The sequence below is a fragment of the Nocardioides sp. HB32 genome (assembly GCF_054058995.1).
On record NZ_JBSSBS010000001.1, the window covers coordinates 149,492 to 171,885 of the forward strand.

Genomic DNA, 22,394 nt, shown 5'->3' on the forward strand with positions numbered 1-22,394 from the left:
GGTGCGCCCTCCCGCACCTCCTCGGCACCATGTCGAGCGCACACATCTCTTGACAAGTTTTATTGTCAAGGCGATCGTGGGGCGATGCAGGATGTCGAGGTCATCGAGAGCGCGGAGGCAGCCGCCGCCGCGCTGGATCCGGTCCGGGCCCGGCTGCTCGCCGAGCTGGCCCGACCAGCCTCCGCGGCCGGGCTCGCCGCTCGAGTCGGGATCGCGCGCCAGAAGGTCAACTACCACCTCAAGGCGCTCGAGGCGCACGGCCTGGTGGAGTTGTCCGACGAGCGGCGGCACGGGGGCATCACCGAGCGGGTGCTGCAGGCCTCAGCGGCGTCGTACGTCGTGTCGCCGGCTGCGGTCAGCGCGTCCGCGGCCGACCCGGCCGCCAACGCTGACCACCTGTCGGCCGGGTACCTCGTCGCGCTGGCCGGTCGGCTGGTGCGCGAGGTCGGCGCCCTGGCGCGCCGGGCCGGCGCGTCCGGCAAGCGCCTGCCGACGCTGACCATCGACACGCAGATCGGCTTCCGGTCGGCCGCCGACCGGGCGGCCTTCGCCGACGACCTGACCGCTGCAGTGGTCGACCTGGCAGCTCGCTACCACCACGACGACGGGCGCCCGCACCGGCTCCTCGTCGCCGCCCACCCCCTCCCTGAGGAGAACCCATGAGCACCACCCCGAACGTCCCGTACCGCCTGGAGTTCAGCGTCGAGGTTCCGGGCACCGCCGAGCAGGTCTGGCAGGCCATCGCGACCGCGAAGGGCATGAGCGCCTGGTTCACGCCGACCGAGATGGAGGAGCGCGAGGGCGGCTCCCTTCACTTCACCATGGGCCCCGAGATGGGCTCGGACGGCCAGGTCACCGCATGGGAGCCGCCGCGCCGCCTCGTCTATGAGGAGGACTGGGCCTCCCTCATGGGCAAGGACCCCGATGCTCTCAGCCCGCTGACGTCGGAGTTCCTCGTCGAGGCACAGTCCGGCGGGACCTGCATCGTGCGCGTCACCAGCAGCGGCTTCGGGACCGGCGCCGCCTGGGAGTCGGAGTTCTGGGACACCATGGGTCCGGGCTGGATGCCGTTCTTCGACAACCTGCGCCTCTACCTGTCGTACTTCCCCGGCCAGGAGGCCACACACCTGGAGGCCAGCGCCTCCCACCCCGGCGACGCGGAGACGCTCTGGTCGATCCTGCACGACGCGCTCGGGCTGGGCGACGAGGGCGCCACGGTCGAGGTGCGTGGCGCCACCGGTACGGTCGAGCGCGTCGGCGAGCGGCAGACACTCGTGCGGCTCACCGCGCCGGTGCCCGGAATGCTCAGCGTCTTCACGTGGGACGAGGGCGATGGCAAGGCGACGGCGGGCGTCCGGGCGTACCTGTTCTCCGCCGACGCCGCGGACTACGTGCGGCGCGAACAGCCGGCTTGGCAGGCCTGGCTGCAGGCAATCTCCGTCCCGGCCTGATCTTCTACCGTTACCGGGCGAGGCCCTGTCGACGCAGGTGCGTCGCCCTCCGCCAGTCGGCGCACCGAGTGCACGGCTGCATCGAGCCGATCAGCGGACGCGCTGAGTCACCTCTCGGTGCAGGGCTTCGGTCCACGGCCAGACACCGACGGTCGCGTGAATGCCCCGTCACCACCGGGCGCTTTCCGCCTACTTCGCCTGCCTCTGCTTCGCCCGCGGCCGCTACGACCTGAGGCACGCCTGCCTGTCGGCTGGCTCGACGCGCGAAGGGCCCCCGGCCGCTCTTCCGCTGGTCAGGGCCCTTCTGTCCCGTGTGGCAGGTGAAGGATTCGAACCTTCGAAGGCAAAGCCGACGGATTTACAGTCCACACTGCGTGGTCGTCCCGCCCTCGACCGCATGTGGCCGCCACCAACCGGGCCTCCGTGCTACGACCTCGGCGAGCGGATCCAACCTCGGTTCGGGTCCCAAACCCTCTGGAAGTGATCGAGTGCTTCGGAATAGCTCGGATGATCGTGTCTCTCCTCGGACAAACGCGCGGAGACCTCGCGGAACGGCATCTTTCCCGCGCCGGCGGCCACCAGGACGCCTCCGACATCCAAGGTGACGGCGACGGGGAGGTTCCCAACCCCAGGAGTGACACGACCGGCCGCTCCTGGCGTCACCCTTGCGGCGCCCGAGACGCCGCACCACCCGACGGTGGGTCCTCCAGCGGAGGGCCCATCGTCGACGTCTGCGCGCCGCCACCCACCGGTCCGAGTCAGACCAAGCGACGCGACGCAACGTCGCCGGGTCGTCGAGCGAGGGTCTGTACAGCCGGCTCGGTCGCGGGCCAAGGTGGCCTCACGGCCACGTCGCGATGGCTGGAGGAGGCCGGGTGAACGCCACGACAGGAGAGGCCGCAGGCGCGGGGCGCGCGCGGGGATTCCTTGCGCGTCCGCGGACCGTCGTGCCCCGGCTGGTGCTGGGCAGCTTCTTGATGCTGTTCCTCGAGCTGGCGTTGATCCGCTGGCTGGGCGCGAACATCGTCCACCTGTCGTACTTCACGAACTTCGTGCTGCTGGGGTCCTTCCTGGGCGTCGGACTCGGCTTCCTCATCGCCCGCAAGAGCTGGTCGGTGCTGCCGTGGACGCCCGTCCTGCTCGCCCTGCTGGTGCTGGGCGTGCACCTGTTCCCGGTGACCATCGACCGGACCGGAGCCGACCTCATCTACTTCACGGCACTGAACAGCTCCGGCCCGCCGGCCTGGCTGGTGCTGCCGCTGGTGTTCCTGCTGACCGCGGCGGTGCTGGCCGGCCCGGCCGAGGCCGTGGGCCGGTGCTTCGCGGAGCTGGAGCCGCTGACGGCGTACCGCTGGGACCTCATCGGCTCGCTGCTCGGCATCGGCACGTTCACGGTGCTGTCGTTCCTGTGGGCGCCGTCGGTGGCGTGGGGGATCCTGGTCGCGATCGGCCTCGTCGTCCTGGTCCGCGGCCGCGCTCGGTGGGTGGCGATCGGCGCTGCGGTCGTCGTGGTGGGCGCCCTGCTCTCCGAGACCCTGAGCCCCGGTGTCTCGTGGTCGCCCTACTACAAGGTCACCACCCGCACCGAGACCGACCAGGGCGCCACCCGCGTGTACATCTCGGTCAACGGCGTCCCGCACCAGTCGATGTCGCCGGCCTCGTGGAAGTTGAGCCGCTCCTCGGCGATCTACGGCGCGCCGTACGCCCACCGCACCGACGCCCCGCTGCGCGACGTGCTGATCATCGGCGCCGGCTCGGGCTCGGACGTCGCGATCGCCCTCAGCGAGGGCGCCGAGCGCGTCGACGCAGTCGACATCGACCCGCGACTGGTGCAGATCGGCGTGGACGGCAACCCGGACCACGCCTACCAGGATCCCGGGGTCACTCGGCACATCGACGACGGCCGCGCGTTCCTCGAGAACACCGACGAGAAGTACGACCTGATCCTGTTCGCGCTGCCCGACTCGCTCGCGCTGGTCAGCGGCGCCTCGCAGATCCGCCTGGAGTCCTTCCTGTTCACCGAGGAGGCGCTACGCGCCGCGCGCGACCACCTCACCGCGGACGGCGTCTTCGCGATGTACAACTACTACCGCGAGAGCTGGCTCGTGGATCGTCTCGGCGGTACGGCGGCCGAGGCCTTCGGCCACCCGCCCTGCATCGACATCGTCTCCGGCGCTACCGCGGTCATCTCGGTCGCCCGCGATGCCGCCAACCAGCGGTGCTTGGCGGACAACCACGCGCTGCCCGCGTCGTACCCCGCACCGGTGCACGACGACGCGCCGTTCCTCTACTACGACGGTGGCATGCTGCCCGCAATCTACCTGTGGGCACTGGGCGGCATCCTGTTGCTCTCGCTGGTCCTCGTCCGGGCGATCGGCGGGCCGCTGCGGTCGATGCGTCCGTACGCCGACCTGTTCTGCATGGGCGCGGCGTTCCTGCTGCTCGAGACCAAGAACATCGCGACCTTCGCCAACCTCTTCGGCACCACGTGGGTCGTCAACGCGATGGTGTTCACCGGCGTGCTCCTCAGCGTGCTGGCCGCGGTCGAGGTGACGAGGAGGTTCCGGACGCCCTCGTTGCCGGTGGTGTTCGCTCTCATCGCGGCCTCGCTCGCCCTGGCGTACGTCGTGAAGCCGGAGTGGCTACTGCAGCTGCCGTTCTGGCCGCGGTTCCTGCTGGCGACCGCGATCGCGTTCCTCCCGATCTTCCTGGCCAACGTCGCGTTCGCGAAGAGATTCGCGGAGTCGGACAACTCGCAGGCGGCGTTCGGGGTCAACCTGCTCGGTGCGATCCTCGGCGGCTGCCTGGAGTACGCCGCGCTGCTGACCGGCTATCGCAACCTGCTGGTCGTGGTCGGCGCGCTCTACCTCCTGGCGTTCCTGCTCAAGCCGCGGGCGCCGGCGCTGAGGTAGTCCCGTCAGGAGACTGGGCCGTGCCGCCGCTGCGACCTCCGCGGCGCGCTCGTACAACCGGGCGGTTCTCCGAAGCGCAGCAGGCCAGTCGTGCTCGATCGGGGTTCGCTCGTTGTGATCGCGGTCGCCTCGCGAAGCACGACGTCCGTGACCAACCGCGCGATCGAGGCGACCATGCTCCTGTCGTCTCCTGCGAGCAGGCCCTCGCGGCCGCTGTGGATGAACTCGCGCACGCGGGAAGAAGCCCGAGGCGATGACGGGCAGGCCGGCGGCCTACTCGGTAACCCACAACCATTTGTGAGTGGGGACCCGGCCCGCAACCCTCAGCAGCCCTGAGGGGTCACTCCATACCGTCTAGCGATCCACCGAGTCCTCCGCTGAGGAACGATGCTCGTGGCCAAGGTGCCGGATGGCGCTCGTGGGTCCGGCCCGGAACTTCTCCGTTGTGGCCAAGAACAATGGCGCAGTCGTCAACGTGGACAGGGCTTATGGCGACCGACCCACTATCCGTCGGCGATCGATACCCCCTGGCTCGCCGTCGCCGCAGGTCAGAACATCGAGCACCACGTTCGCAGCGCGAGTCGCGACCGAACTTCGACACGTATTCGACACAGCCACAGCTCGGCCGAACGATCCGATCAGCGTTTCCGCAGGTCAGAGCGTTGCGACGCCAGCCCGAGGCGGGGCGCCAGAAGCAAGCGCGGAACCTACCCCACCCGGGTATACGAAAGGCCCCTGACTTGCGTTTCCGCAGGTCAGGGGCCCTTCGGTCCCGTGTGGCAGGTGAAGGATTCGAACCTTCGAAGGCAAAGCCGACGGATTTACAGTCCGCTCCCATTGGCCGCTCGGGCAACCTGCCGGGGCGTTGAGCAGGGGCCGTTTGGCCCCGCGACAACAAGGCGAAAGAATAGCGCAGCCCGCGCGGCACGCGAAAACCAGACCTGAGGAGTGAAGATGGCCGACTCGTCGTTCGACATCGTCAGCAAGATCGACCGCCAGGAGGTCGACAACGCACTCGGCCAGGCGGCCCGGGAGATCGCCACGCGATTCGACTTCAAGGGCACCGGCGCGACCATCGAGTGGCAGGGCGAGCACGCGATCGAGATCTCGGCGTCGGCCGACGACCGGGCGAACGCCGTGCTCGACGTCTTCAAGGACAAGCTGGTCAAGCGCCAGCAGAGCCTCAAGATCCTGGACGCCTCGGAGCCGCGCCAGTCCGGCCAGCAGAGCAAGATCTCGATCACCCTCAAGGAGGGCATCAGCTCCGAGGACGCCAAGAAGGTCTCCAAGCTGATCCGGGACGAGGGGCCGAAGGGCGTGAAGGCGCAGATCCAGGGCGACGAGCTGCGCGTCTCCTCCAAGAAGCGCGACGACCTGCAGGCCGTCCAGGCCCTCGTCAAGGCGCAGGACTACGACTTCGCGGTGCAGTTCACCAACTACCGCTGATTCCCGCCAATCTGAGCGTGGGAGCGCCCCCTCGCGGGCGAATCCTCCGCGGATCGCGGTGCCATGAGAGTGCGGCGGGCTTGCTCATCAGCTGCTCGGAGGATGCCGGAACTCCGGGTGCACTCGGCCCTGTGGCCGTGGCGGCCCTTCCTCGGAGGTTTCTCACGTGCGAGAGTGCCGGAGTCGGTACGGAGATGATGCGCGACATGCCCCGTTCCACGAGGGAGGGCCATGGCGAGTCGACCAGCCAGATGGCGACGCTCGAGGGGTGCGGTGATGGCGCTCGCGGCGACGGCTGGAATGGGGTCCTGCGGGGGAAGTGATGGCTCCTCGCCAACGCCGGCGGCGGCGCCGCCTCCAATTCCCGCGAGCCTGCTCGGGACCTACACGATGTCCCTCAAGCCGTCCGACATCCCACCGTCGCCACCGCCTGAGCTCACCGACCATGCCATGCACTGGACGATGAAGATTCTCTCGTCGGGTGGGCCGAGCGGCGGGCCCGCCTTGGTGATCATCAACGACGAGCTCGGATCGCTGGAGGAGCCCGACCTGGAAGTCGACGGAAACCGCCTCATGCTGGGCCACGAAGAATGCGCCTCAACGAGCGGTCCCGCCCCCTACACCTACGTGTCCAGCGAGTACTCATGGTCGCTGGTGGGACATGACCTCCGAATATCAACCGTCAGGGCCGGGTGTCCCGACCGCGTGGCCAGCACCCTGCTGACCGCCGAAACGTGGAAGAAGCAGTAGGGCAGCACGTGCCGAGCCGGGCCAAGCGCGAGCTGGCCGGATCGCGAAGTCGGGAGATCGACCGCTCATCGACGATGAGCGGATGCGCCGCGGGGGCTCACACCCGGGCACGCGACGGCCTCCAGGTGAGGTGGAGATCGACGCCACGGATGTGGCGCCAGGAGGCGGACGTCGTACGACGGTTCGTCGACTCGGTCCGCCTCCTGGCGCTGACTCACCCCGCCGTCGCCACCATGGGCGGCACGCTCGCGGCGCCGGAGGCGGGCGTCACCCAGACCCGGTCGCCCTCACGGAGCTCGAGCTGGCGCGCGTGCGTCCTGGTGAGGACGACGTGCACCTCCTCGCCGTCGTCGGTGAGCACGGTCGCCCGCACCTCGAAGCCGACCCGCAGCAACCGGGAGATCACGCCCTCCGCGGCGCCGGCGAGCTCGGGTGCGCGCGAGAGGTGCACGTCGTGCGGCCGCAGCCGGACGCCGTTCAGCACGGTGGTGTCGCCGAGGAAGCCCATGACGAAGTCGTTGGCGGGCTCGTCGTACAGCTCGTCGGGCGTACCGACCTGCTCGACCCGACCCTCGTTGATCACCACGATCTCGTCGGCGACCTCCATGGCCTCCTCCTGGTCGTGGGTCACGAACACCGTGGTGACGTGCACCTCGTCGTGCAGCCGGCGCAGCCACTCACGCAGCTCCTTGCGGACCTTGGCGTCGAGGGCGCCGAACGGCTCGTCGAGCAGGAGGACGGTCGGCTCGACCGCGAGGGCGCGCGCCAGCGCCATCCGCTGCCGCTGGCCGCCGGAGAGCTGCGAGGGCAGCCGGTGCGCGAACTGCGACAGGTGCACGAGCCTGAGCAGCTCATCGACCTTCGCCGCGATCTCGGCCTTCGGGCGCTTGCGGATCTCCAGCCCGAACGCGACGTTCTTGGCGACCGTCATGTGCTTGAAGACCGCGTAGTGCTGGAACACGAAGCCGACGTTGCGCTTCTGCGGGGGCAGGTGGGTCGCCTCGGTCCCCGCGATCGTGACCGTGCCGGTGTCGGCGGAGTCGAGCCCCGCGATGATGCGCAGCAGCGTGGACTTCCCGCCGCCCGACGGACCGAGCAGCGCGGTGAGCTGACCGGTCGGCAGCGAGACGTTGACGTCGTCGAGCGCGACGAAGTCACCGAACCGCTTGCTGACTCCCTTGACCTCGATACTCATCTTTCCTTGCCCTCCTTCGGGCGGAGCAGCGCGACGACGACCAGGCAGAGCACGGCCGCGAAGACCAGCATGAACGCCACCGAGTACGCCGTCTGCTGCTCGAAGTTCTGATATTTCTGCTGGACGAGGACAGTGGCGACCTGGGTGTCCCCACCGACGTTGCCGGCCACGACCTTGATCGCGCCGAACTCGCCGAGCGCACGGGCGAGGCTCAGCACCACGCCGTACACGACCGCCCACTTGATGCCGGGCAGGGTCACCCGCCAGAAGCTCTGCCACCCGTTCGCGCCGAGGCTGCGCGCGGCCTGCTCCTGGTCGTCGCCCAGCTCCTCGAGCACGGGCACGATCTCGCGGATCACCAGCGGCAGGATCACGAAGCAGGTGGCCATCACCATCCCGGGTCTCGCGAACACGACCTGCAGGCCGTGGTCCTCGAGCCAGGGCCCGAACCAGCCGAACCGGCCGTTGTAGACGAGGATCAGCGCGAGGCCTACCACGACCGGCGACACCGACAGCGGCAGGTCGATCAGCACGGAGAGCGCGCGCTTGCCGATGAACGTGTAGCGCACCAGCAGCAGGGACATGCCCACGCCGAACACGGTGTTGATCAGGACCGAGATCACCGCGACCTCGACGGTCAGCTTCAGCGCGTGCACGACATCGGGGTCGGCGAGCGCCTCCTGGATGCCGGTGAGCCCGTCGGCGAACGTGTGCCTGACGACGTACGCCGTCGGCCAGATCACCAGCATCAGGAGGTAGCCGACCACCAGCAGGCGCAACACCCACTTCACGACCGGCGAGCCGTTGCCCACCGCGGTGCTGCTGGTGCTAGCCACGGCGCGCCACCCGCCTCTGGATCATGTCGAGCGCCACGATCGCGAGCAGGGCGACGAACAGCATGATGGTCGCCACCGCCGCTGCGGCCTCGGTGTTGCCGCCCTCGAGGAAGGAGAACAGCCGCACGGAGACGACCTCGGTCTTGCGCGGCAGGTTGCCGGAGATCAGCACGAGCGCGCCGTACTCGCTGATGCCGCGTGCGAACGCCAGCGCGGCGCCGGCGAAGATCGCGGGGACCAGCGCCGGGAGCACGACCCGGCGGAACGTCGTGAACCGACTTGAGCCGAGCGATGCCGCGGCGTCCTCGACGTCGGTGTCGAGCTCCTCGAGCACGGGTTGGACCGTCCGGACCACGAACGGCAGCGTCACGAACGCCATCGCGAGCAGGACCGACCAGCGGGTGCCGTTCACCTGGACGCCGATCGGGCTCTGCGGCCCGTACAGCGACAGCAGGACCAGGCCCGCCACGATCGTCGGCATCGCGAACGGGATGTCGATGACCAGGTCGAGGATCGCCTTGCCGTGGAACCGGTCGCGGACCAGGACCCACGCGATGATCGTGCCCATCACCATGTTGACCAGCGTGATCAGGAGGGCGGAGACGACGGTCAGCTGCAGGGCGGCGCGGGTGTTCTCACTGGTCAGGACCGCCTCGTACGTCGACCAGCCACCCCCGCTCGCCTTGACGACGATCGCGGACAGCGGGATCAGGACCAGCAGGCTGAACCAGATCATGGAGACGCCCAGGCCGAGGCCGGACGCGGGAGTCAGTGCGGTTCCCGATCTCCGGGACGACGACGCCGACCGGCGCTTGCGCGCCGGCCGGCTGTCGACCGCAACGGGTGCGGTGGTCATCGCTACTGGCCCGCGTCGGCCTGGATCTGGGTGAGGATGCCCATCGGCGCGCCGTCGGTGCCGTCGCCGAAGTACTTCCCGTTGGCGACGTCCCAGCCCTCGAAGTCGTCGTCGATGTTGAGGAGGGTCTTCGGCTCCGGGAACGCGTTGCCCGGGTCGTTGGCACCCTCGACCGTCACGTCGCCCACGTCGGTGAGCGGGCGGTAGCCCGTCTCGGCGTACAGCTTCTGGCCGTCGGTGCTCTTCTGGAAGTCCAGGAACGCCTGCGCGTCGTCGGAGGCGCCCTCGGTCAGCGCGCACGGGTTGTCGATGCGGAGCGTGGTGTCCGGGACGATGTAGTCGAAGTCGGTGCCGCTCTGGCGGGCGAGGATCGCCTCGTTCTCGTAGGAGAGGAGCACGTCACCGGTGCCGCCGGTGAACGCGGTGGTCGCGTCCCGGCCGCTGTCGGGCAGCGCCACGACGTTGTCGAAGAAGGAGGTCATGTAGTCCTTCGCGGCAGCCTCGTCGCCACCGCCGGAGATCACCGAGCCGTACGCCGCGAGCAGGTTCCACTTCGCGGAGCCGGACGAGGCCGGGTTCGGGGTGACGATGCCGACGCCGGGCTTGACCAGGTCGGACCAGTCCTCGATGCCCTTCGGGTTGCCCGGCTTGACGACGAACACCACCACGGACTGCGTGCAGATGCCGTCGGTGTCGTTGTCCTTCCAGTCCTTGGCCACCAGGCCCGCGTCGACCAGACGGGTCACGTCGGGTTCGAGCGACAGGTGGACCTCGTCGGCGTCGAGCCCGGCCGCCACGGCGCGGCTCTGGTCACCGGAGGCGCCGTACGCGCCCTTGATCGTGACGTCCTTGCCCGGGTCGGTGTCGTTGAACGCCTTGATCACGTTCTCGTTGGCCTGCTCGAGCACCGAGTACCCGACGACGTTGATGGTGTTACCGCTGTCCGCGGACGAGTCGCCGGAGCACCCCGTCAAGGCCAGCACCCCGGCAGCCGAGAGGGCTGCCGCAACCTTGAGCGTCCTGTTCATCGTGTCTCTTCCTGTTCGCGCACCTGCCCCGCTGGAAGGCGCCTTTCTTCGTAGTGTCGAGCAGACTAGTCGACTTACCCCACTCGATCCGCAATATATACACAAAATTCTTCGTGTCGCGGCTCACACATCCGCAAGGAGAGACGCCTTCGGCCCTTCCGGCCGCCGGACTATCGTGGACAACCGTGCCGGTGCCGAGGTCCGGCGAACTGGAACGTGTTCCAGTTCCCGCCGTACCGCGAGTACGATTCCGGTGCCGCAGTACACGACGAGGGAGTGGGCGCGAGGTGTCGAAGCAGGTCAAGCAGCTCGACCGGGTGATCATCCGGTTCGCGGGCGACTCCGGTGACGGCATGCAGCTCACCGGCGACCGGTTCACGCAGGAGTCGGCGGTCTTCGGCAACGACCTCGTGACGCTGCCGAACTTCCCGGCCGAGATCAGGGCGCCCCAGGGGACCCTGCCCGGCGTCTCGTCGTTCCAGGTCCACTTCGCCGACCACGACATCCTCACCGCCGGCGACGCGCCCGACGTCCTGGTCGCGATGAACCCCGCCGCCCTCAAGGCGAACCTCGGCGACCTCCCTCGCGGCGCCACGATCATCGTCGACACCCACGACTTCACCGCCCGCAACCTGACCAAGGCCGGGTACGACGCCAACCCGCTCGACTCGCTCGGCGACGCGAACGACGCTCTCGGCGAGTTCAACGTGCAGCCGGTCGACCTGACCGGGATGACGGTCGAGGCGGTCAAGGAGTTCGGGCTGTCCCGCAAGGACGCGGCGCGGGCCAAGAACATGTTCGCCCTCGGCCTGCTGTCCTGGATGTACGGCCGCCCGACCGACCCGACGATCGCGTTCCTCGAGAAGCGGTTCGCGAAGGTCGCCGACATCCGCGACGCGAACATCACGGCGTTCAAGGCCGGCTGGAACTTCGGCGAGACCACCGAGACGTTCGTGGTCCAGTACGAGATCAAGCCCGCCCCGATGGCGGCGGGCACCTACCGCAACATCACCGGCAACCTCGCCCTCGCCTACGGCCTGGTCGCCGGCGGCGTGCAGTCCGGGCTGCCGGTGTTCCTCGGGTCCTACCCGATCACGCCGGCCTCCGACATCCTCCACGAGCTGAGCAAGCACAAGGCGTTCGGTGTCACGACGTTCCAGGCCGAGGACGAGATCGCGGGCATCGGAGCGGCGATCGGCGCGTCCTTCGGCGGCGCGCTCGGCGTCACCACCACGTCCGGGCCCGGCATCGCATTGAAGTCCGAGGCGATCGGCCTGGCGGTGATGACCGAGCTCCCCCTGATCGTCGTCGACGTGCAGCGCGGCGGCCCGTCGACCGGCCTGCCGACCAAGACCGAGCAGGCCGACCTGCTGCAGGCGATGTTCGGCCGCAACGGCGAGGCGCCGGTCCCGATCGTCGCGCCGCAGTCACCGGGCGACTGCTTCGACGCCGCCATCGAGGCCGTGCGGATCGCGGTCACCTACCGGACCCCGGTGATGCTGCTCTCCGACGGCTACCTGGCCAACGGCTCCGAGCCCTGGCGGATCCCGGAGATCGCGGACCTGCCGACCATCGACCCCGACTTCGCGAAGCCCCCGGTCGCGGGACCGGACGGCGCCGTTCCGACCTTCGAGCCGTACGCCCGCGACCCCGAGACGCTCGCCCGCCCGTGGGCGCCGCCGGGCGTGGCGGGGCTCGAGCACCGGATCGGCGGGCTGGAGAAGGCCGACATCACCGGCAACATCTCCTACGACCCGGCCAACCACGACTTCATGGTGCGGACCCGCCAGGCCAAGGTCGACCGGATCGCCGAGTCGCTGCCGCCGCTGCACGTGGACGACCCCTCCGGTGAGGCCAAGGTGGTCGTGCTGGGCTGGGGCTCGACGTACGGGCCGATCGGCGCCGGCGTACGCCGGGTGCGCAAGGCCGGCTACCACGTCGCGCAGGTGCACCTGCGCCACCTCAACCCGTTCCCGAAGGACCTCGGCGAGATCCTCGCCCGGTACGACAAGGTCCTCGTACCCGAGATGAACCTCGGCCAGCTCTCGCTGCTGGTCCGCGCCAAGTATCTCGTCGACGCGGTCGGCTACAACCAGGTCCGCGGCCTGCCGCTGAAGGCGGCCGAGCTCGCCGAGGCCATCGGCGGCCTGGTCGCCGACGCCGAGGGCGTCCACGTCGACCTGACCACTCCCGCCGAGGAGGCGATCAAGTGAGCACCACCGAGCTTCCGTTCCCCGGTCTCCACTCCGGTATCGAGCTCGTCCCGACGACCGACCAGCAGCAGACCGGCAAGGACTTCACCAGCGACCAGGAGGTGCGCTGGTGCCCCGGCTGCGGTGACTACGCCGTGCTCAAGGCCGTGCAGGGCTTCCTGCCCGACCTCGGCCTGCGCCGCGAGAACATCGTGTTCGTCTCCGGCATCGGCTGCTCGTCGCGGTTCCCGTACTACCTGGACACCTACGGCATGCACTCGATCCACGGCCGGGCGCCGTCGATCGCGACCGGGCTCGCCACCGCCCGTGAGGACCTCTCGGTGTGGGTCGTCACCGGTGACGGCGATGCCCTCTCGATCGGCGGCAACCACCTGATCCACGCGCTGCGCCGCAACGTGAACATGACGATCCTGCTGTTCAACAACCGGATCTACGGCCTGACCAAGGGCCAGTACTCCCCCACGTCCGAGACGGGCAAGGTCACCAAGTCCACCCCGATGGGCTCGGTCGACCACCCGTTCAACCCGGTCTCGCTGGCGCTGGGTGCCGAGGGCTCGTTCGTGGCGCGCACCATCGACTCCGACCGCAAGCACCTCACCGCCGTGCTCTCCGCGGCCGCCGCACACCGCGGCACGTCGTTCGTGGAGATCTACCAGAACTGCCCGATCTTCAACGACGGGGCGTTCGACGCGATCAAGAGCAACGACACCAAGGCCGACGCGATCATCCCGCTGGTGCACGGCGAGCCGATCCGGTTCGGCTCCCCGGACAGCTCGGGCCAGGGCACGAAGGGCCTGATCCGGGACTCCGAGACCGGCGGCGTGAAGGTCGTCGAGGTCGCGGACGTCGGGGAGGACTCGATCCTCGTGCACGACGCCCACAACCCCGACCCCACCACGGCGTTCGCGATCTCGCGGCTCACGGCGGCCGACTACCTGCACCAGGCGCCGATCGGCATCTTCCGCCAGGTCGAGCGCCCGTCGTACGACGACCAGGCCCGGGCCCAGGTGGCGACCGCCCAGGAGGCCGCACCCGGCGAGCGGTCGGACCGTCTGGCGGCGCTCATCGGGGGCGGCGACACCTGGACCGTGGTCTAGCAGCGGGTCACGTCCGTCTTCCAGACGTGCGGACGCTCCGGTCTCCCTCCGAGAACGCAGGAGCCCGCTGCGGCGCCCGTCGCGTCGGACCATCCCCACGCCGTTCTCCGGTGAGACCCGCTCGCGGGCCCACCTAGACTGTGCCGGTGCCGGACGCCCGACGAGGACTGCTGCTGGGTGTAGCGGCCTACGTCATGTGGGGCGCGTTCCCGCTGTACTGGCCACTCCTCGAGCCGGCCGGGGCGGTCGAGATCCTCGCCCACCGAGCCCTCTGGTCGTGCCTGACGATGGGCGTCCTGGTCCTCGCGCTGCGGCGCAGCGGCCAGTTCCGGGCCATCGTCCGGGACCGACGGGTACGGGTGATCCTGACCCTGGCCGCGGTCGCGATCGCGATCAACTGGACGACCTTCATCTGGGGTGTCAACAACGGCCACGTGCTCGAGACGTCGCTGGGCTACTTCATCAACCCGCTGGTCACCGTCCTCATGGGGGTGCTGATCCTCGACGAGCACCTGCGCCCGCTGCAGTGGGTCGCCCTGGGGATCGCCTCGGCAGCCGTGGTGGTCCTGACCGTCGACTACGGGCGCCTGCCGTGGGTGGCGCTGGCGCTGGCGTTCTCGTTCGGCAGCTACGGACTCTGCAAGAAGACGGCGAACGTCGGGGCGACCGAGAGCCTGGCGTACGAGACGGCGGTGACCGCGCCGTTCGCGGCGGCGTACCTGGCCTGGCTGGGCCTCACCGGCGGCTCCAACTTCGCGAGTCACGGCGCGGACCATGCACTGCTGTTCGTGTCCACCGGCCTCGTGACCGCCGTACCGCTGATCTGCTTCGGCGCGGCCGCGACCCGGGTGTCGATGGTGACGCTCGGGCTGCTGCAGTACCTGGCGCCGATCCTGCAGTTCGCGCTCGGCGTCCTGTACTTCCACGAGGACATGACCGCCGGGCGCTGGGCCGGCTTCGTGCTGGTCTGGTCCGCGCTGGCGATCTTCACCGTCGAGGCGGGCAACCACCAGCGCCGCCAGCTCCGGCTCACGGTCGAGGCGACGACCGCGGCCTGAGATAGTCACATAATTCAGTAGTCTTTGTTATCTTCAGGTCATGGAGCTTCTCTGGTACATCCCGAACCAGGTCCGCGCCGGGCACCGCGGCGACGACGACACCTCTCCCGGCCACAACAGCCTGGACGCGCTGACGGAGCACGCCCGCCTCCTCGAGGACCACGGCTGGGACGGCGCACTGCTGGGCACCGGCTGGGGCCGCCCCGACACGTTCACCGTGGCCACCGCGCTCGCGGCCCGCACGTCGAGGTTCCGGCCGCTGGTCGCGATCCGGCCCGGCTACTGGCGCCCGGCGCACTTCGCGTCCTCGGCGGCGACGCTGCAGCACCTGACCGGCGGACGGCTGCTGGTGAACATCGTGTCCGGCAAGGACGACCTCGCGGCGTACGGCGACGCCGAGGGCGACCAGACGCACCGCTACGCCCGGACCCGGGAGTTCATGCAGCTCGTGCGGCGGCTCTGGACCGAGGAGGACGTGACGTACGCCGGCGAGCACTTCTCGGTGACGGGCTCGACCGTCCTCCCGCGGATCGACACTCCCCCGCGGCTCTACTTCGGCGGTGCGTCCGCCGCTGCCGAGCGCGTCGCCGCCGCCGAGGCGGACGTGCAGCTGTTCTGGGGCGAGCCCCTGGACGGCGTCGCGGAGCGGATCGCCCGGCTCAGGTCGCTGACCGAGGAGCTGGGCCGGGAGCACGCGCCGCTGGAGTTCGGGCTGCGGATCACGACCTTCGTCCGCGACACCACCGAGCAGGCCTGGGCGGACGCGGAGGCGAAGGTCGCCGAGATGGCGGCCGGGCGCGCGGACTTCTTCGCCGACCGGCACCGCGGCACCGCGGTCGGCCAGCAGCGCCTGCTCGACCTCGCGGCCCGGGGGGACGTCCTGGACGACAACCTCTACACCGCTCCCGGCAGGTACGGCGGTGGCGGGGCCGGCACCACGTGGCTGGTCGGCTCGGCGCAGGACGTCGCGAAGTCGCTGCGGCGCTACGCGGACCTCGGGATCACGCACTTCGTCCTGTCGGACACGCCGTACCTGCGCGAGATCGAGCGCCAGGGCAGGGAGCTGCTGCCGCTGCTGCGGTGAGTGCTCAGGAGGCGGAGCTCAGCGACGGCCCGCGAGCCGCGGCGCCGAGGTCGCTCTCGGTGGCGCTGCCCGGCAGCGTCCACACGGTGATCCCGCAGCCGGCCGCCTCGGCGGCACACCGGGCGCGGTGGACCGCGGCGGCCACCTCGTCGGGGAGCCCGGCGAGCCGGGTGAGGTCGATCACGAGGCCGCGCATCGGCTCGGCGGAGCTGCGGATCGCATCCGCCACCGCACCGGCGTCCGTGGCCCAGCACGGCCCGTCGACGACCAAGCGCCTCTCCCGCGCGTTGAACGACACCGCCACCATCACGACCCCTTTCGCCCGACCGACACCCCGCCAGTACCCCCAGGGGGTGTCGCGCATGCGGTCGTCCCCCGGGTGGAATCGGGAGCTCCGACTCGACGGCTAGGTGGAGCGGACGGCGACGATGTCGGCGAAGGCCTCGAGGGCGTCGCGCACGGGGCCGTGCGGTACGACGGCGAGGTGGTCCTTGGCCTCCCGGGCGCGGGCCACGACGTAGGCGCGGGCCTCGTCGAGGGCGGGGTGCTTGCGGAGCAGGTCCAGCGCCTCCGCGTGCCGGTCGTCGTCGGTGAGGTCCCCGTCGAGCAGCTCGATGAGGCGGGCGTCGGCGGGGTCGTTCGCCGCCCGAGCCATCAGGACCGGCAGCGTGGGGACGCCCTCGCGCAGGTCGGTGCCGGGCGTCTTGCCGGACTCCCCGGAGTCGGAGGCGATGTCGAGGATGTCGTCGGAGAGCTGGAACGCCGAGCCGACGATCTCGCCGTACGACGTGAGCGCCTCCTCGACCTCCTGCGTGGCACCGCCGAAGCGCGCGCCGTACCTGGCCGACGTCGCGATCAGCGACCCGGTCTTGCCCGCGACGACGTCGAGGTAGTGGGCGAGCGGGTCCTCGCCCTCCTGCGGCGCGACCGTCTCGAGGATCTGGCCCTCGACGAGCCGGGTGAAGGTCTTCGCCTGGATGCGGACGGCCTCCGCGCCGAGCTCGGCGGTCAGCTCCGAGGACTTCGAGAACAGGAAGTCCCCGGTGAGGATCGCGACGTGGTTGCCCCAGCGTGAGTGCGCCGTGTCGGCGCCACGGCGCAGCTCGGCCTCGTCCATGACGTCGTCGTGGTACAGCGACGCGAGGTGGGTCAGCTCCACCACGCAGGCCGCGGTGACGACCTCGTGGGAGTCGGGCCGGTCGCCCGCCTCCGCGGCGAGCAGCACCAGCAGCGGCCGGAACCGCTTCCCGCCGGCCTCCATCAGGTGGCTCGCGGTCTCGCTTACGAAACCGGCCCGGCTGCGCACGTGACCGGCCAGCGCCGCCTCGACCTCCGCCATCCGCTCCCGCAGGCGTAGGGCGAGCGCCTCGTCCGCGACGGGCAGGGCCAGAGCAGCTGAACTCGTGGTCACCTGACGAATTGTCCCGCATTCGCCGCGAGATCGAGCACCGGGCCGGGAACGATGCCCAGGACCAGCGTCGCGGCGACGCCGACGAGGATGGTGCCGGACGTCAGCAGGGACGGCCTGGTGACGACCGCGAGCTCGCCGTCAGCGGCGTCGCCGTCCACGAAGAACATCAGCACGATCACCCGCACGTAGAAGAACACCGCGATGATGCTGCACACGATCGCGGCGATCACGACCGGCCACGCGCCGGCCGACAGGGCGACGGTGAAGACCGCCCACTTGCCGACGAACCCGGCCGTCAGCGGGATGCCCGCCATCGAGAGCAGGAAGAACGCGAACAGGCCGGCGACCAGCGGTGACCGCCGGCCGAGGCCCTGCCAGCGGGCGAACGTCGTCGCCTCGCCGCCCGAGTCGCGCACGAGCGTGACCACCGCGAACGCGCCGATGATCGCGAAGCCGTACGTCGCCAGGTAGAACAGCACCGCCTGCAGCGAGGTGACCTGCCCGTCCGAGAGCTCCGAAGCCTGCTGGACGCCGAGGACGCCGGTGAGCAGGAAGCCGGTGTGCGCCACCGACGAGTACGCCAGCAGCCGCTTCATGTCGGTCTGCACGACCGCCAGTACGGCGCCCACGACCATCGTCAGGATCGCGATCACCCAGAGCATCGGCTGCCACGACCAGCGGTCCGACCCGAAGGCCACGTAGTAGAGCCGCAGCATCGCGCCGAACGCCGCGATCTTGGTGCCGGCCGCCATGAACGCCGTGACCGGGGTCGGGGCGCCCTGGTAGACGTCGGGCGTCCAGCTGTGGAACGGCGCCGCGCCGACCTTGAAGAGCAGGCCGACCGAGACCATCCCGAGGCCGATCAGCAGCAGGACGCCGTTGTCGGTGTCGTTGCGCACCGCCTCGTTGATCTCGGCGAAGCCCATCGAGCCCGCGAAGCCGTAGACCAGCGCGACGCCGTAGGCGAAGAAGGCCGAGGAGAATGCACCGAGCAGGAAGTACTTGAGGGCGGCCTCCTGGCTGAGCAGCCGGCGCCGGCGCGCCAGGCCGCAGAGGAGGTAGAGCGGCAGCGAGAGGACCTCGAGGGCCACGAACAGCGTCAGCAGGTCGTTCGCGGCGGGGAACAGCATCATGCCGCCGACCGCGAACATCATCAGCGGGTAGACCTCGGTGTGCTCGAGGCCGCGGGTCGACGCCAGGCGCTCGGCCTCGGTGCCGGGCAGCGCGGCGGCCTGGCCGGCGAACGCCGACACCCCGCCCTCGAGCCGGCGCTCCGCGAAGAGCAGCACGCCGCCGATCGCGAAGACCAGGATGATGCCCCAGAGGAAGACGGTCGGGCCGTCGACGACGATCGTGCCCTCGACGTCGATCGCGCCGCGGGCCACCCCGCCGCCGAGCTCGTCGAGGTTGCTGCCGACCCAGATGGTGCCGCCCAGAGCGACCACCAGGCCCAGCGCGGCCAGCACGGTCTGCACCCCGAACCGCAGCGCACGCGGCACGAACGCCTCGATCACCACACCGGCGCACGCGACGCCGTACACGACCAGCATCGGCCAGAGCTGGCTGTACTCGATGGTGGGCTTCACGAAGTCCATCAGTGAGCACCTTCCTCGGCGTTGACCGGAACCATCGGGTCGTCGTCGGAGACGCCGACGTGATGCAGCAGGGACTCGACGGTCGGGTTCGCGGCGTTCAGCAGCGGCATCGGGTAGAAGCCGAAGAGGACCAGCGCGGCGACCAGGGGTACGACGGCGACCAGCTCGCGCCGGTTCAGGTCGGTCATCACGGCGTCACCCGGCGTGGGCGGACCGGTCATCGTGCGCTGGTAGAGCCAGAGCACGTACACCGCCGCCAGCACGGTGCCGGTGACCGAGACGGCGCCCACCCACCAGTGGTAGTCGAACGCGGCGATCATCACCATGATCTCGGAGACGAACTGGCTCAGGCCGGGCAGGCCGAGCGTCGCCAGGCCCGCCACCAGGAACAGCCCGGCGAGCACGGGCGCCCTGCTCTCGACGCCGGTGATCTCGCTGATGAGGGACGTGCCCTTGCGCCGGATCAGGAAGCCGGCGATCAGGAACAGCGCGGCCGTGCCGACACCGTGGTTGACCATGTACAGGATCGAGCCGGACCCGCCCTGCGTGGTGAGCGCGAAGATGCCGAGCGTGATGAAGCCGAAGTGGCTCAGCGAGGTCAGTCCGATCAGGCGCAGGATGTCGTCCTGCCCGATCGCCATGAACGCGCCGTACACGATCGAGATCAGCGCGAGCGTCACCACCACCGGTGTCGCCCACTGCGAGGCCTCCGGGAACAGGCCGAGGCAGAACCGCAGCATCCCGAAGGTGCCGATCTTGTCGAGGATGCAGACCAGCAGCACCGACGTGCCGGGGGTGGCCTTCTCGGTTGTGTCGGCGAGCCAGGTGTGCAGCGGGAACAGCGGCGCCTTCACGGCGAACGCGATCATGAAGCCGACGAACAGCCATCGCTCCCAGGTCTGGCTCATGTCGACGTTCTGGAGGTCCGAGAGCAGGTACGACGGGCTGCCGGCCTGAGCGGACACGACGTACAGCCCGATCACCGCGGCCAGCAGGACCAGGCCGCCGCCGAGCTGGTACATCAGGAACTTCAGCGCCGCGAAAGCCCGGCCCTCGCGGCCGAAGCGGCCGATGAGGAAGTACGCCGGGATCAGCGTGGCCTCGAAGACGACGTAGAAGAGGAACACGTCAGTGGCGGCGAAGACCACGAGCGCGAACGCCTCGAGCGCGAGTGCCCAGGCGAAGAACGACGCCGGGTCGCGGCCGTCGGCCTCGTGCCAGGACGCGACGAACACGACCGGGACGAGCGCGACGGTCAGCAGGATCAGCAGCAGGCCGAGGCCGTCGACACCGAGCGCGTAGTGCACGCCGAACGCCGAGATCCAGTCGTGGGTCTCGGTCATCTGCATGCCGGCACCGGCGTCGTACTGCACCGCGATCGCGACACCGACGGCGAGCGTCAGCACCGAGACCGCGAGCCCGACCTGCTTGGGCAGCAGCTCGCCGCGCGTCCGCGGCACGAACGCCGTCACGACCGCGCCGACGAACGGCACCGCCCAGAGGACGGTGAGCCAGGGGAAGTCGCTCATGTGAGGTTCACCGCCAGGAGGGCCAGGACGACGATCAGCGCGCCGCCGAGGAGGGACAGGGCGTAGGAGCGGACGAAGCCGTTCTGCGCGCGCCGGGCGATCGTCGCGATCGCGCCGATCGCGACCGGGCCGCCGGTGAGGGCACCGTCGACGACCCGGCTGTCGGTGACGAGCAGCCCCGAGGTCAGGCGCCGGCTCGGGTTCACGACAAGGGTGTCGTTGATCTGGTTGCCGTAGACCTCCTCGCGGCCCGCGCGGGTCACGAAGGAGACGTCCTGCGGGGCCTCGCGCGGCACCGCGTGCCGGCCGAAGACGAACCAGGCGACGGCGACCCCGATCGCGACCACGACGACCGCGATGGCGCTGACCGCGAGCACGGGGATCGGTGGGTCCTCGTGCTCGGAGACACCGGTGACGGGCTGGAGGAAGTCCACGATCCACTCGCCGGCCAGCATGATGCCGCCGAGGACCGAGAGGGCCGCGAGCACGACGAGCGGACCGGTCATCACCGCGGGCGACTCGTGCGGGTGGACGCCCTTGGACCAGCGCTTCTCGGTGAAGAACGTCATCAGCATCAGCCGCGTCATGTAGAAGCCCGTGACGCCGGCACCGAGCAGGGCGACCAGGCCGACCACGATGTTCTGGGTGAGCGCGACCTCGATGATCTTGTCCTTCGACCAGAACCCGGAGAAGCCGGGGAAGCCGATGATCGCGAGGTAGCCCATCGCAAAGGTGAGGAACGTGATCGGCATGGCCTTGCGGATCGCCCCGTAGTGGCGCATGTCGACGTCGTCGTCCATGCCGTGCATGACCGAGCCGGCGCCGAGGAACATGTTGGCCTTGAAGAAGCCGTGGGTCAGCAGGTGGAAGATCGCGAACGCGTAGCCGGCGACGCCGAGGCCAGCGCCGAGCATCATGTAGCCGATCTGGCTCATCGTGGAGCCGGCCAGCGCCTTCTTGATGTCATCCTTCGCGCAGCCGATCCAGGCACCCCAGAGGATCGAGATCCCCGCGATCACGATGACCACCGTCTGGGCGTTCGGTGCGAGCTCGAAGACGAAGTTCGACCGGACGATCAGGTAGACGCCGGCGGTCACCATGGTCGCCGCGTGGATGAGCGCCGAGACCGGCGTGGGGCCCTCCATCGCGTCGAGCAGCCAGGCCTGCAGCGGGAACTGCGCCGACTTGCCGCACGCGGCCAGCAGGAGCAGCAGGCCGAGGACCGTCATCTGGGTCTCGGACGCGTTGCCGGCGGCCGAGCTGATGACCGAGAAGCTCGTCGAGCCGAAGAGGACGAAGAACATCATGATCGCCAGCGAGAGGCCCATGTCGCCCACGCGGTTGATCACGAACGCCTTCTTGGCCGCGGCGGCGGCGGACGGCTTGTGCTGCCAGAAGCCGATCAGGAGGTACGACGCCAGGCCGACGCCCTCCCAGCCGAGGAACAGCCCGAGGTAGTTCTCGGACAGCACCAGCATCAGCATCGCCGCGACGAACAGGTTGAGGTACCCGAAGAAGCGGCGCCGGCGCGGGTCGTGCGCCATGTAGCCGATCGAGTAGATGTGGATCAGCGAGCCGACACCGGTGATCAGCAGCAGGAACAGCGCCGACAAGGGGTCGTAGAGCAGGTCCATCCCGACGTTCAGGTGGCCGGCCTCGATCCAGGTGTAGAGGTGCTGCATCACCTGGCGGTCGCTGTCGTTCCGGCCGAGGACCGAGATGAACATGACCAGCGAGATCACGAACGAGCCGATCGGCAGCAGGGTGGCGAGCAGGTGACCCCACCTGTCGGTGTACTTCCCGCCGACCAGCAGGATCGCGGCGCCGGCGAGCGGCAGCGCGACCACCAGCCAGAGCAGCGCGAAGACCCCGTCGGCCGACGACGGGTCGACGACCGGGATCGACTCGCCTCCTTGGAGTGCGTACATCTGGG

18 protein-coding genes and 1 tRNA gene are annotated in these 22,394 nt (G+C 69.7%); 9 read left to right on the forward strand and 10 right to left on the reverse strand.

The annotated features are described in order from the left end of the window. The first annotated feature begins 84 nt into the window (after positions 1–84). From ACVW2K_RS00760 to ACVW2K_RS00770, 3 genes are all read left to right on the forward strand, one after another. Positions 85–663 carry an ArsR/SmtB family transcription factor gene (locus ACVW2K_RS00760; protein ID WP_028638913.1) on the forward strand — a complete coding sequence of 193 codons (579 nt, stop codon included), beginning with the start codon at positions 85–87 and terminating at the stop codon, positions 661–663. Further along, on the forward strand, positions 660–1,451 hold the full coding sequence (locus ACVW2K_RS00765) for an SRPBCC family protein (protein WP_028638912.1): 792 nt from the start codon (positions 660–662) through the stop codon (positions 1,449–1,451). The genes ACVW2K_RS00760 and ACVW2K_RS00765 overlap by 4 nt, the downstream gene beginning before the upstream one ends. Before the next feature lie 875 nt (positions 1,452–2,326). Then, a complete protein-coding gene (locus ACVW2K_RS00770) occupies positions 2,327–4,363 on the forward strand; it encodes a spermidine synthase (protein WP_457201179.1) in 2,037 nt (678 codons plus the stop codon). A 777-nt stretch (positions 4,364–5,140) separates the two neighbouring features. Here the strand turns inward: ACVW2K_RS00770 and ACVW2K_RS00775 are convergent. Then, a tRNA-Tyr gene (locus tag ACVW2K_RS00775) sits at positions 5,141–5,222 on the reverse strand. 95 nt (positions 5,223–5,317) lie between these two features. Here ACVW2K_RS00775 and ACVW2K_RS00780 point away from each other — a divergent pair. After that, a complete protein-coding gene (locus ACVW2K_RS00780; RefSeq protein ID WP_028638860.1) occupies positions 5,318–5,809 on the forward strand; it encodes a YajQ family cyclic di-GMP-binding protein in 492 nt (163 codons plus the stop codon). A 276-nt stretch (positions 5,810–6,085) separates the two neighbouring features. Continuing rightward, a complete protein-coding gene (locus ACVW2K_RS00785; protein WP_155992294.1) occupies positions 6,086–6,559 on the forward strand; it encodes a hypothetical protein in 474 nt (157 codons plus the stop codon). Positions 6,560–6,773: 214 nt separating this feature from the next. Here ACVW2K_RS00785 and ACVW2K_RS00790 read toward each other — a convergent pair whose 3' ends face one another. The 4 genes from ACVW2K_RS00790 to ACVW2K_RS00805 are packed head-to-tail and all read right to left on the reverse strand — an operon-like array spanning position 6,774 to position 10,474. Next, positions 6,774–7,754, reverse strand: a complete 981-nt coding sequence (locus ACVW2K_RS00790; protein WP_028638858.1) for a sulfate/molybdate ABC transporter ATP-binding protein — start codon at positions 7,752–7,754, stop codon at positions 6,774–6,776. Beyond that, positions 7,751–8,590: a sulfate ABC transporter permease gene (locus ACVW2K_RS00795; protein ID WP_231496282.1), complete on the reverse strand. Its 840-nt coding sequence runs from the start codon at positions 8,588–8,590 to the stop codon at positions 7,751–7,753. The genes ACVW2K_RS00790 and ACVW2K_RS00795 overlap by 4 nt, the downstream gene beginning before the upstream one ends. Then, on the reverse strand, positions 8,583–9,446 hold the full coding sequence (gene cysT / locus ACVW2K_RS00800; RefSeq protein ID WP_028638856.1) for a sulfate ABC transporter permease subunit CysT: 864 nt from the start codon (positions 9,444–9,446) through the stop codon (positions 8,583–8,585). Before cysT ends, ACVW2K_RS00795 begins: the two co-directional genes overlap by 8 nt. Positions 9,447–9,448: 2 nt before the next feature. Continuing rightward, positions 9,449–10,474, reverse strand: a complete 1,026-nt coding sequence (locus ACVW2K_RS00805) for a sulfate ABC transporter substrate-binding protein (protein WP_457201180.1) — start codon at positions 10,472–10,474, stop codon at positions 9,449–9,451. Positions 10,475–10,761: 287 nt separating this feature from the next. Between ACVW2K_RS00805 and ACVW2K_RS00810 the strand changes: the two genes are divergently transcribed. From ACVW2K_RS00810 to ACVW2K_RS00825, 4 genes are all read left to right on the forward strand, one after another. Then, positions 10,762–12,687 (forward strand): 2-oxoacid:acceptor oxidoreductase subunit alpha, encoded by a 1,926-nt coding sequence (locus ACVW2K_RS00810; protein WP_028638854.1) that lies wholly within the window; start codon positions 10,762–10,764, stop codon positions 12,685–12,687. Continuing rightward, on the forward strand, positions 12,684–13,784 hold the full coding sequence (locus tag ACVW2K_RS00815; protein WP_028638853.1) for a 2-oxoacid:ferredoxin oxidoreductase subunit beta: 1,101 nt from the start codon (positions 12,684–12,686) through the stop codon (positions 13,782–13,784). Before ACVW2K_RS00810 ends, ACVW2K_RS00815 begins: the two co-directional genes overlap by 4 nt. 146 nt (positions 13,785–13,930) lie before the next feature. Beyond that, positions 13,931–14,842 carry an EamA family transporter RarD gene (gene rarD / locus ACVW2K_RS00820; protein WP_457201181.1) on the forward strand — a complete coding sequence of 304 codons (912 nt, stop codon included), beginning with the start codon at positions 13,931–13,933 and terminating at the stop codon, positions 14,840–14,842. Between the two features lie 40 nt (positions 14,843–14,882). Continuing rightward, positions 14,883–15,926, forward strand: a complete 1,044-nt coding sequence (locus ACVW2K_RS00825) for an LLM class flavin-dependent oxidoreductase (protein ID WP_457201182.1) — start codon at positions 14,883–14,885, stop codon at positions 15,924–15,926. A gap of 4 nt (positions 15,927–15,930) precedes the next feature. Here ACVW2K_RS00825 and ACVW2K_RS00830 read toward each other — a convergent pair whose 3' ends face one another. From ACVW2K_RS00830 to nuoL, 5 genes are all read right to left on the reverse strand, one after another. After that, entirely contained in the window at positions 15,931–16,290 is a 360-nt protein-coding gene (locus ACVW2K_RS00830) for a hypothetical protein (RefSeq protein WP_457201183.1), read from the reverse strand. 42 nt (positions 16,291–16,332) lie between these two features. Next, positions 16,333–17,265, reverse strand: a complete 933-nt coding sequence (locus tag ACVW2K_RS00835; RefSeq protein WP_081790606.1) for a polyprenyl synthetase family protein — start codon at positions 17,263–17,265, stop codon at positions 16,333–16,335. Positions 17,266–17,333: 68 nt separating this feature from the next. Continuing rightward, positions 17,334–18,932 (reverse strand): NADH-quinone oxidoreductase subunit NuoN, encoded by a 1,599-nt coding sequence (nuoN, locus tag ACVW2K_RS00840; RefSeq protein ID WP_028638849.1) that lies wholly within the window; start codon positions 18,930–18,932, stop codon positions 17,334–17,336. Beyond that, positions 18,932–20,461: an NADH-quinone oxidoreductase subunit M gene (locus ACVW2K_RS00845; RefSeq protein WP_457201184.1), complete on the reverse strand. Its 1,530-nt coding sequence runs from the start codon at positions 20,459–20,461 to the stop codon at positions 18,932–18,934. The genes nuoN and ACVW2K_RS00845 overlap by 1 nt, the downstream gene beginning before the upstream one ends. After that, the gene (gene nuoL / locus ACVW2K_RS00850) at positions 20,458–22,389 is read right to left on the reverse strand and encodes an NADH-quinone oxidoreductase subunit L (protein ID WP_457201185.1); all 1,932 of its coding nucleotides are present in this window, start codon (positions 22,387–22,389) and stop codon (positions 20,458–20,460) included. Before nuoL ends, ACVW2K_RS00845 begins: the two co-directional genes overlap by 4 nt. Between the last annotated feature and the right edge of the window lie 5 nt (positions 22,390–22,394).

Bases quoted from the DNA above. Each gene is read 5' to 3' on its own strand.
- ACVW2K_RS00760 (WP_028638913.1), top strand. From the start codon at position 85: ATGCAGGATGTCGAGGTCATCGAGAGCGCGGAGGCAGCCGCCGCCGCG.
- ACVW2K_RS00765 (WP_028638912.1), top strand. From the start codon at position 660: ATGAGCACCACCCCGAACGTCCCGTACCGCCTGGAGTTCAGCGTCGAG.
- ACVW2K_RS00780 (WP_028638860.1), top strand. From the start codon at position 5,318: ATGGCCGACTCGTCGTTCGACATCGTCAGCAAGATCGACCGCCAGGAG.
- ACVW2K_RS00785 (WP_155992294.1), top strand. From the start codon at position 6,086: ATGGCGCTCGCGGCGACGGCTGGAATGGGGTCCTGCGGGGGAAGTGAT.
- ACVW2K_RS00790 (WP_028638858.1), bottom strand. From the start codon at position 7,754: ATGAGTATCGAGGTCAAGGGAGTCAGCAAGCGGTTCGGTGACTTCGTC.
- cysT (WP_028638856.1), bottom strand. From the start codon at position 9,446: ATGACCACCGCACCCGTTGCGGTCGACAGCCGGCCGGCGCGCAAGCGC.
- ACVW2K_RS00805 (WP_457201180.1), bottom strand. From the start codon at position 10,474: ATGAACAGGACGCTCAAGGTTGCGGCAGCCCTCTCGGCTGCCGGGGTG.
- ACVW2K_RS00825 (WP_457201182.1), top strand. From the start codon at position 14,883: ATGGAGCTTCTCTGGTACATCCCGAACCAGGTCCGCGCCGGGCACCGC.
- ACVW2K_RS00830 (WP_457201183.1), bottom strand. From the start codon at position 16,290: ATGCGCGACACCCCCTGGGGGTACTGGCGGGGTGTCGGTCGGGCGAAA.
- ACVW2K_RS00835 (WP_081790606.1), bottom strand. From the start codon at position 17,265: ATGGCGGAGGTCGAGGCGGCGCTGGCCGGTCACGTGCGCAGCCGGGCC.
- nuoN (WP_028638849.1), bottom strand. From the start codon at position 18,932: ATGGACTTCGTGAAGCCCACCATCGAGTACAGCCAGCTCTGGCCGATG.
- ACVW2K_RS00845 (WP_457201184.1), bottom strand. From the start codon at position 20,461: ATGAGCGACTTCCCCTGGCTCACCGTCCTCTGGGCGGTGCCGTTCGTC.
- nuoL (WP_457201185.1), bottom strand. From the start codon at position 22,389: ATGTACGCACTCCAAGGAGGCGAGTCGATCCCGGTCGTCGACCCGTCG.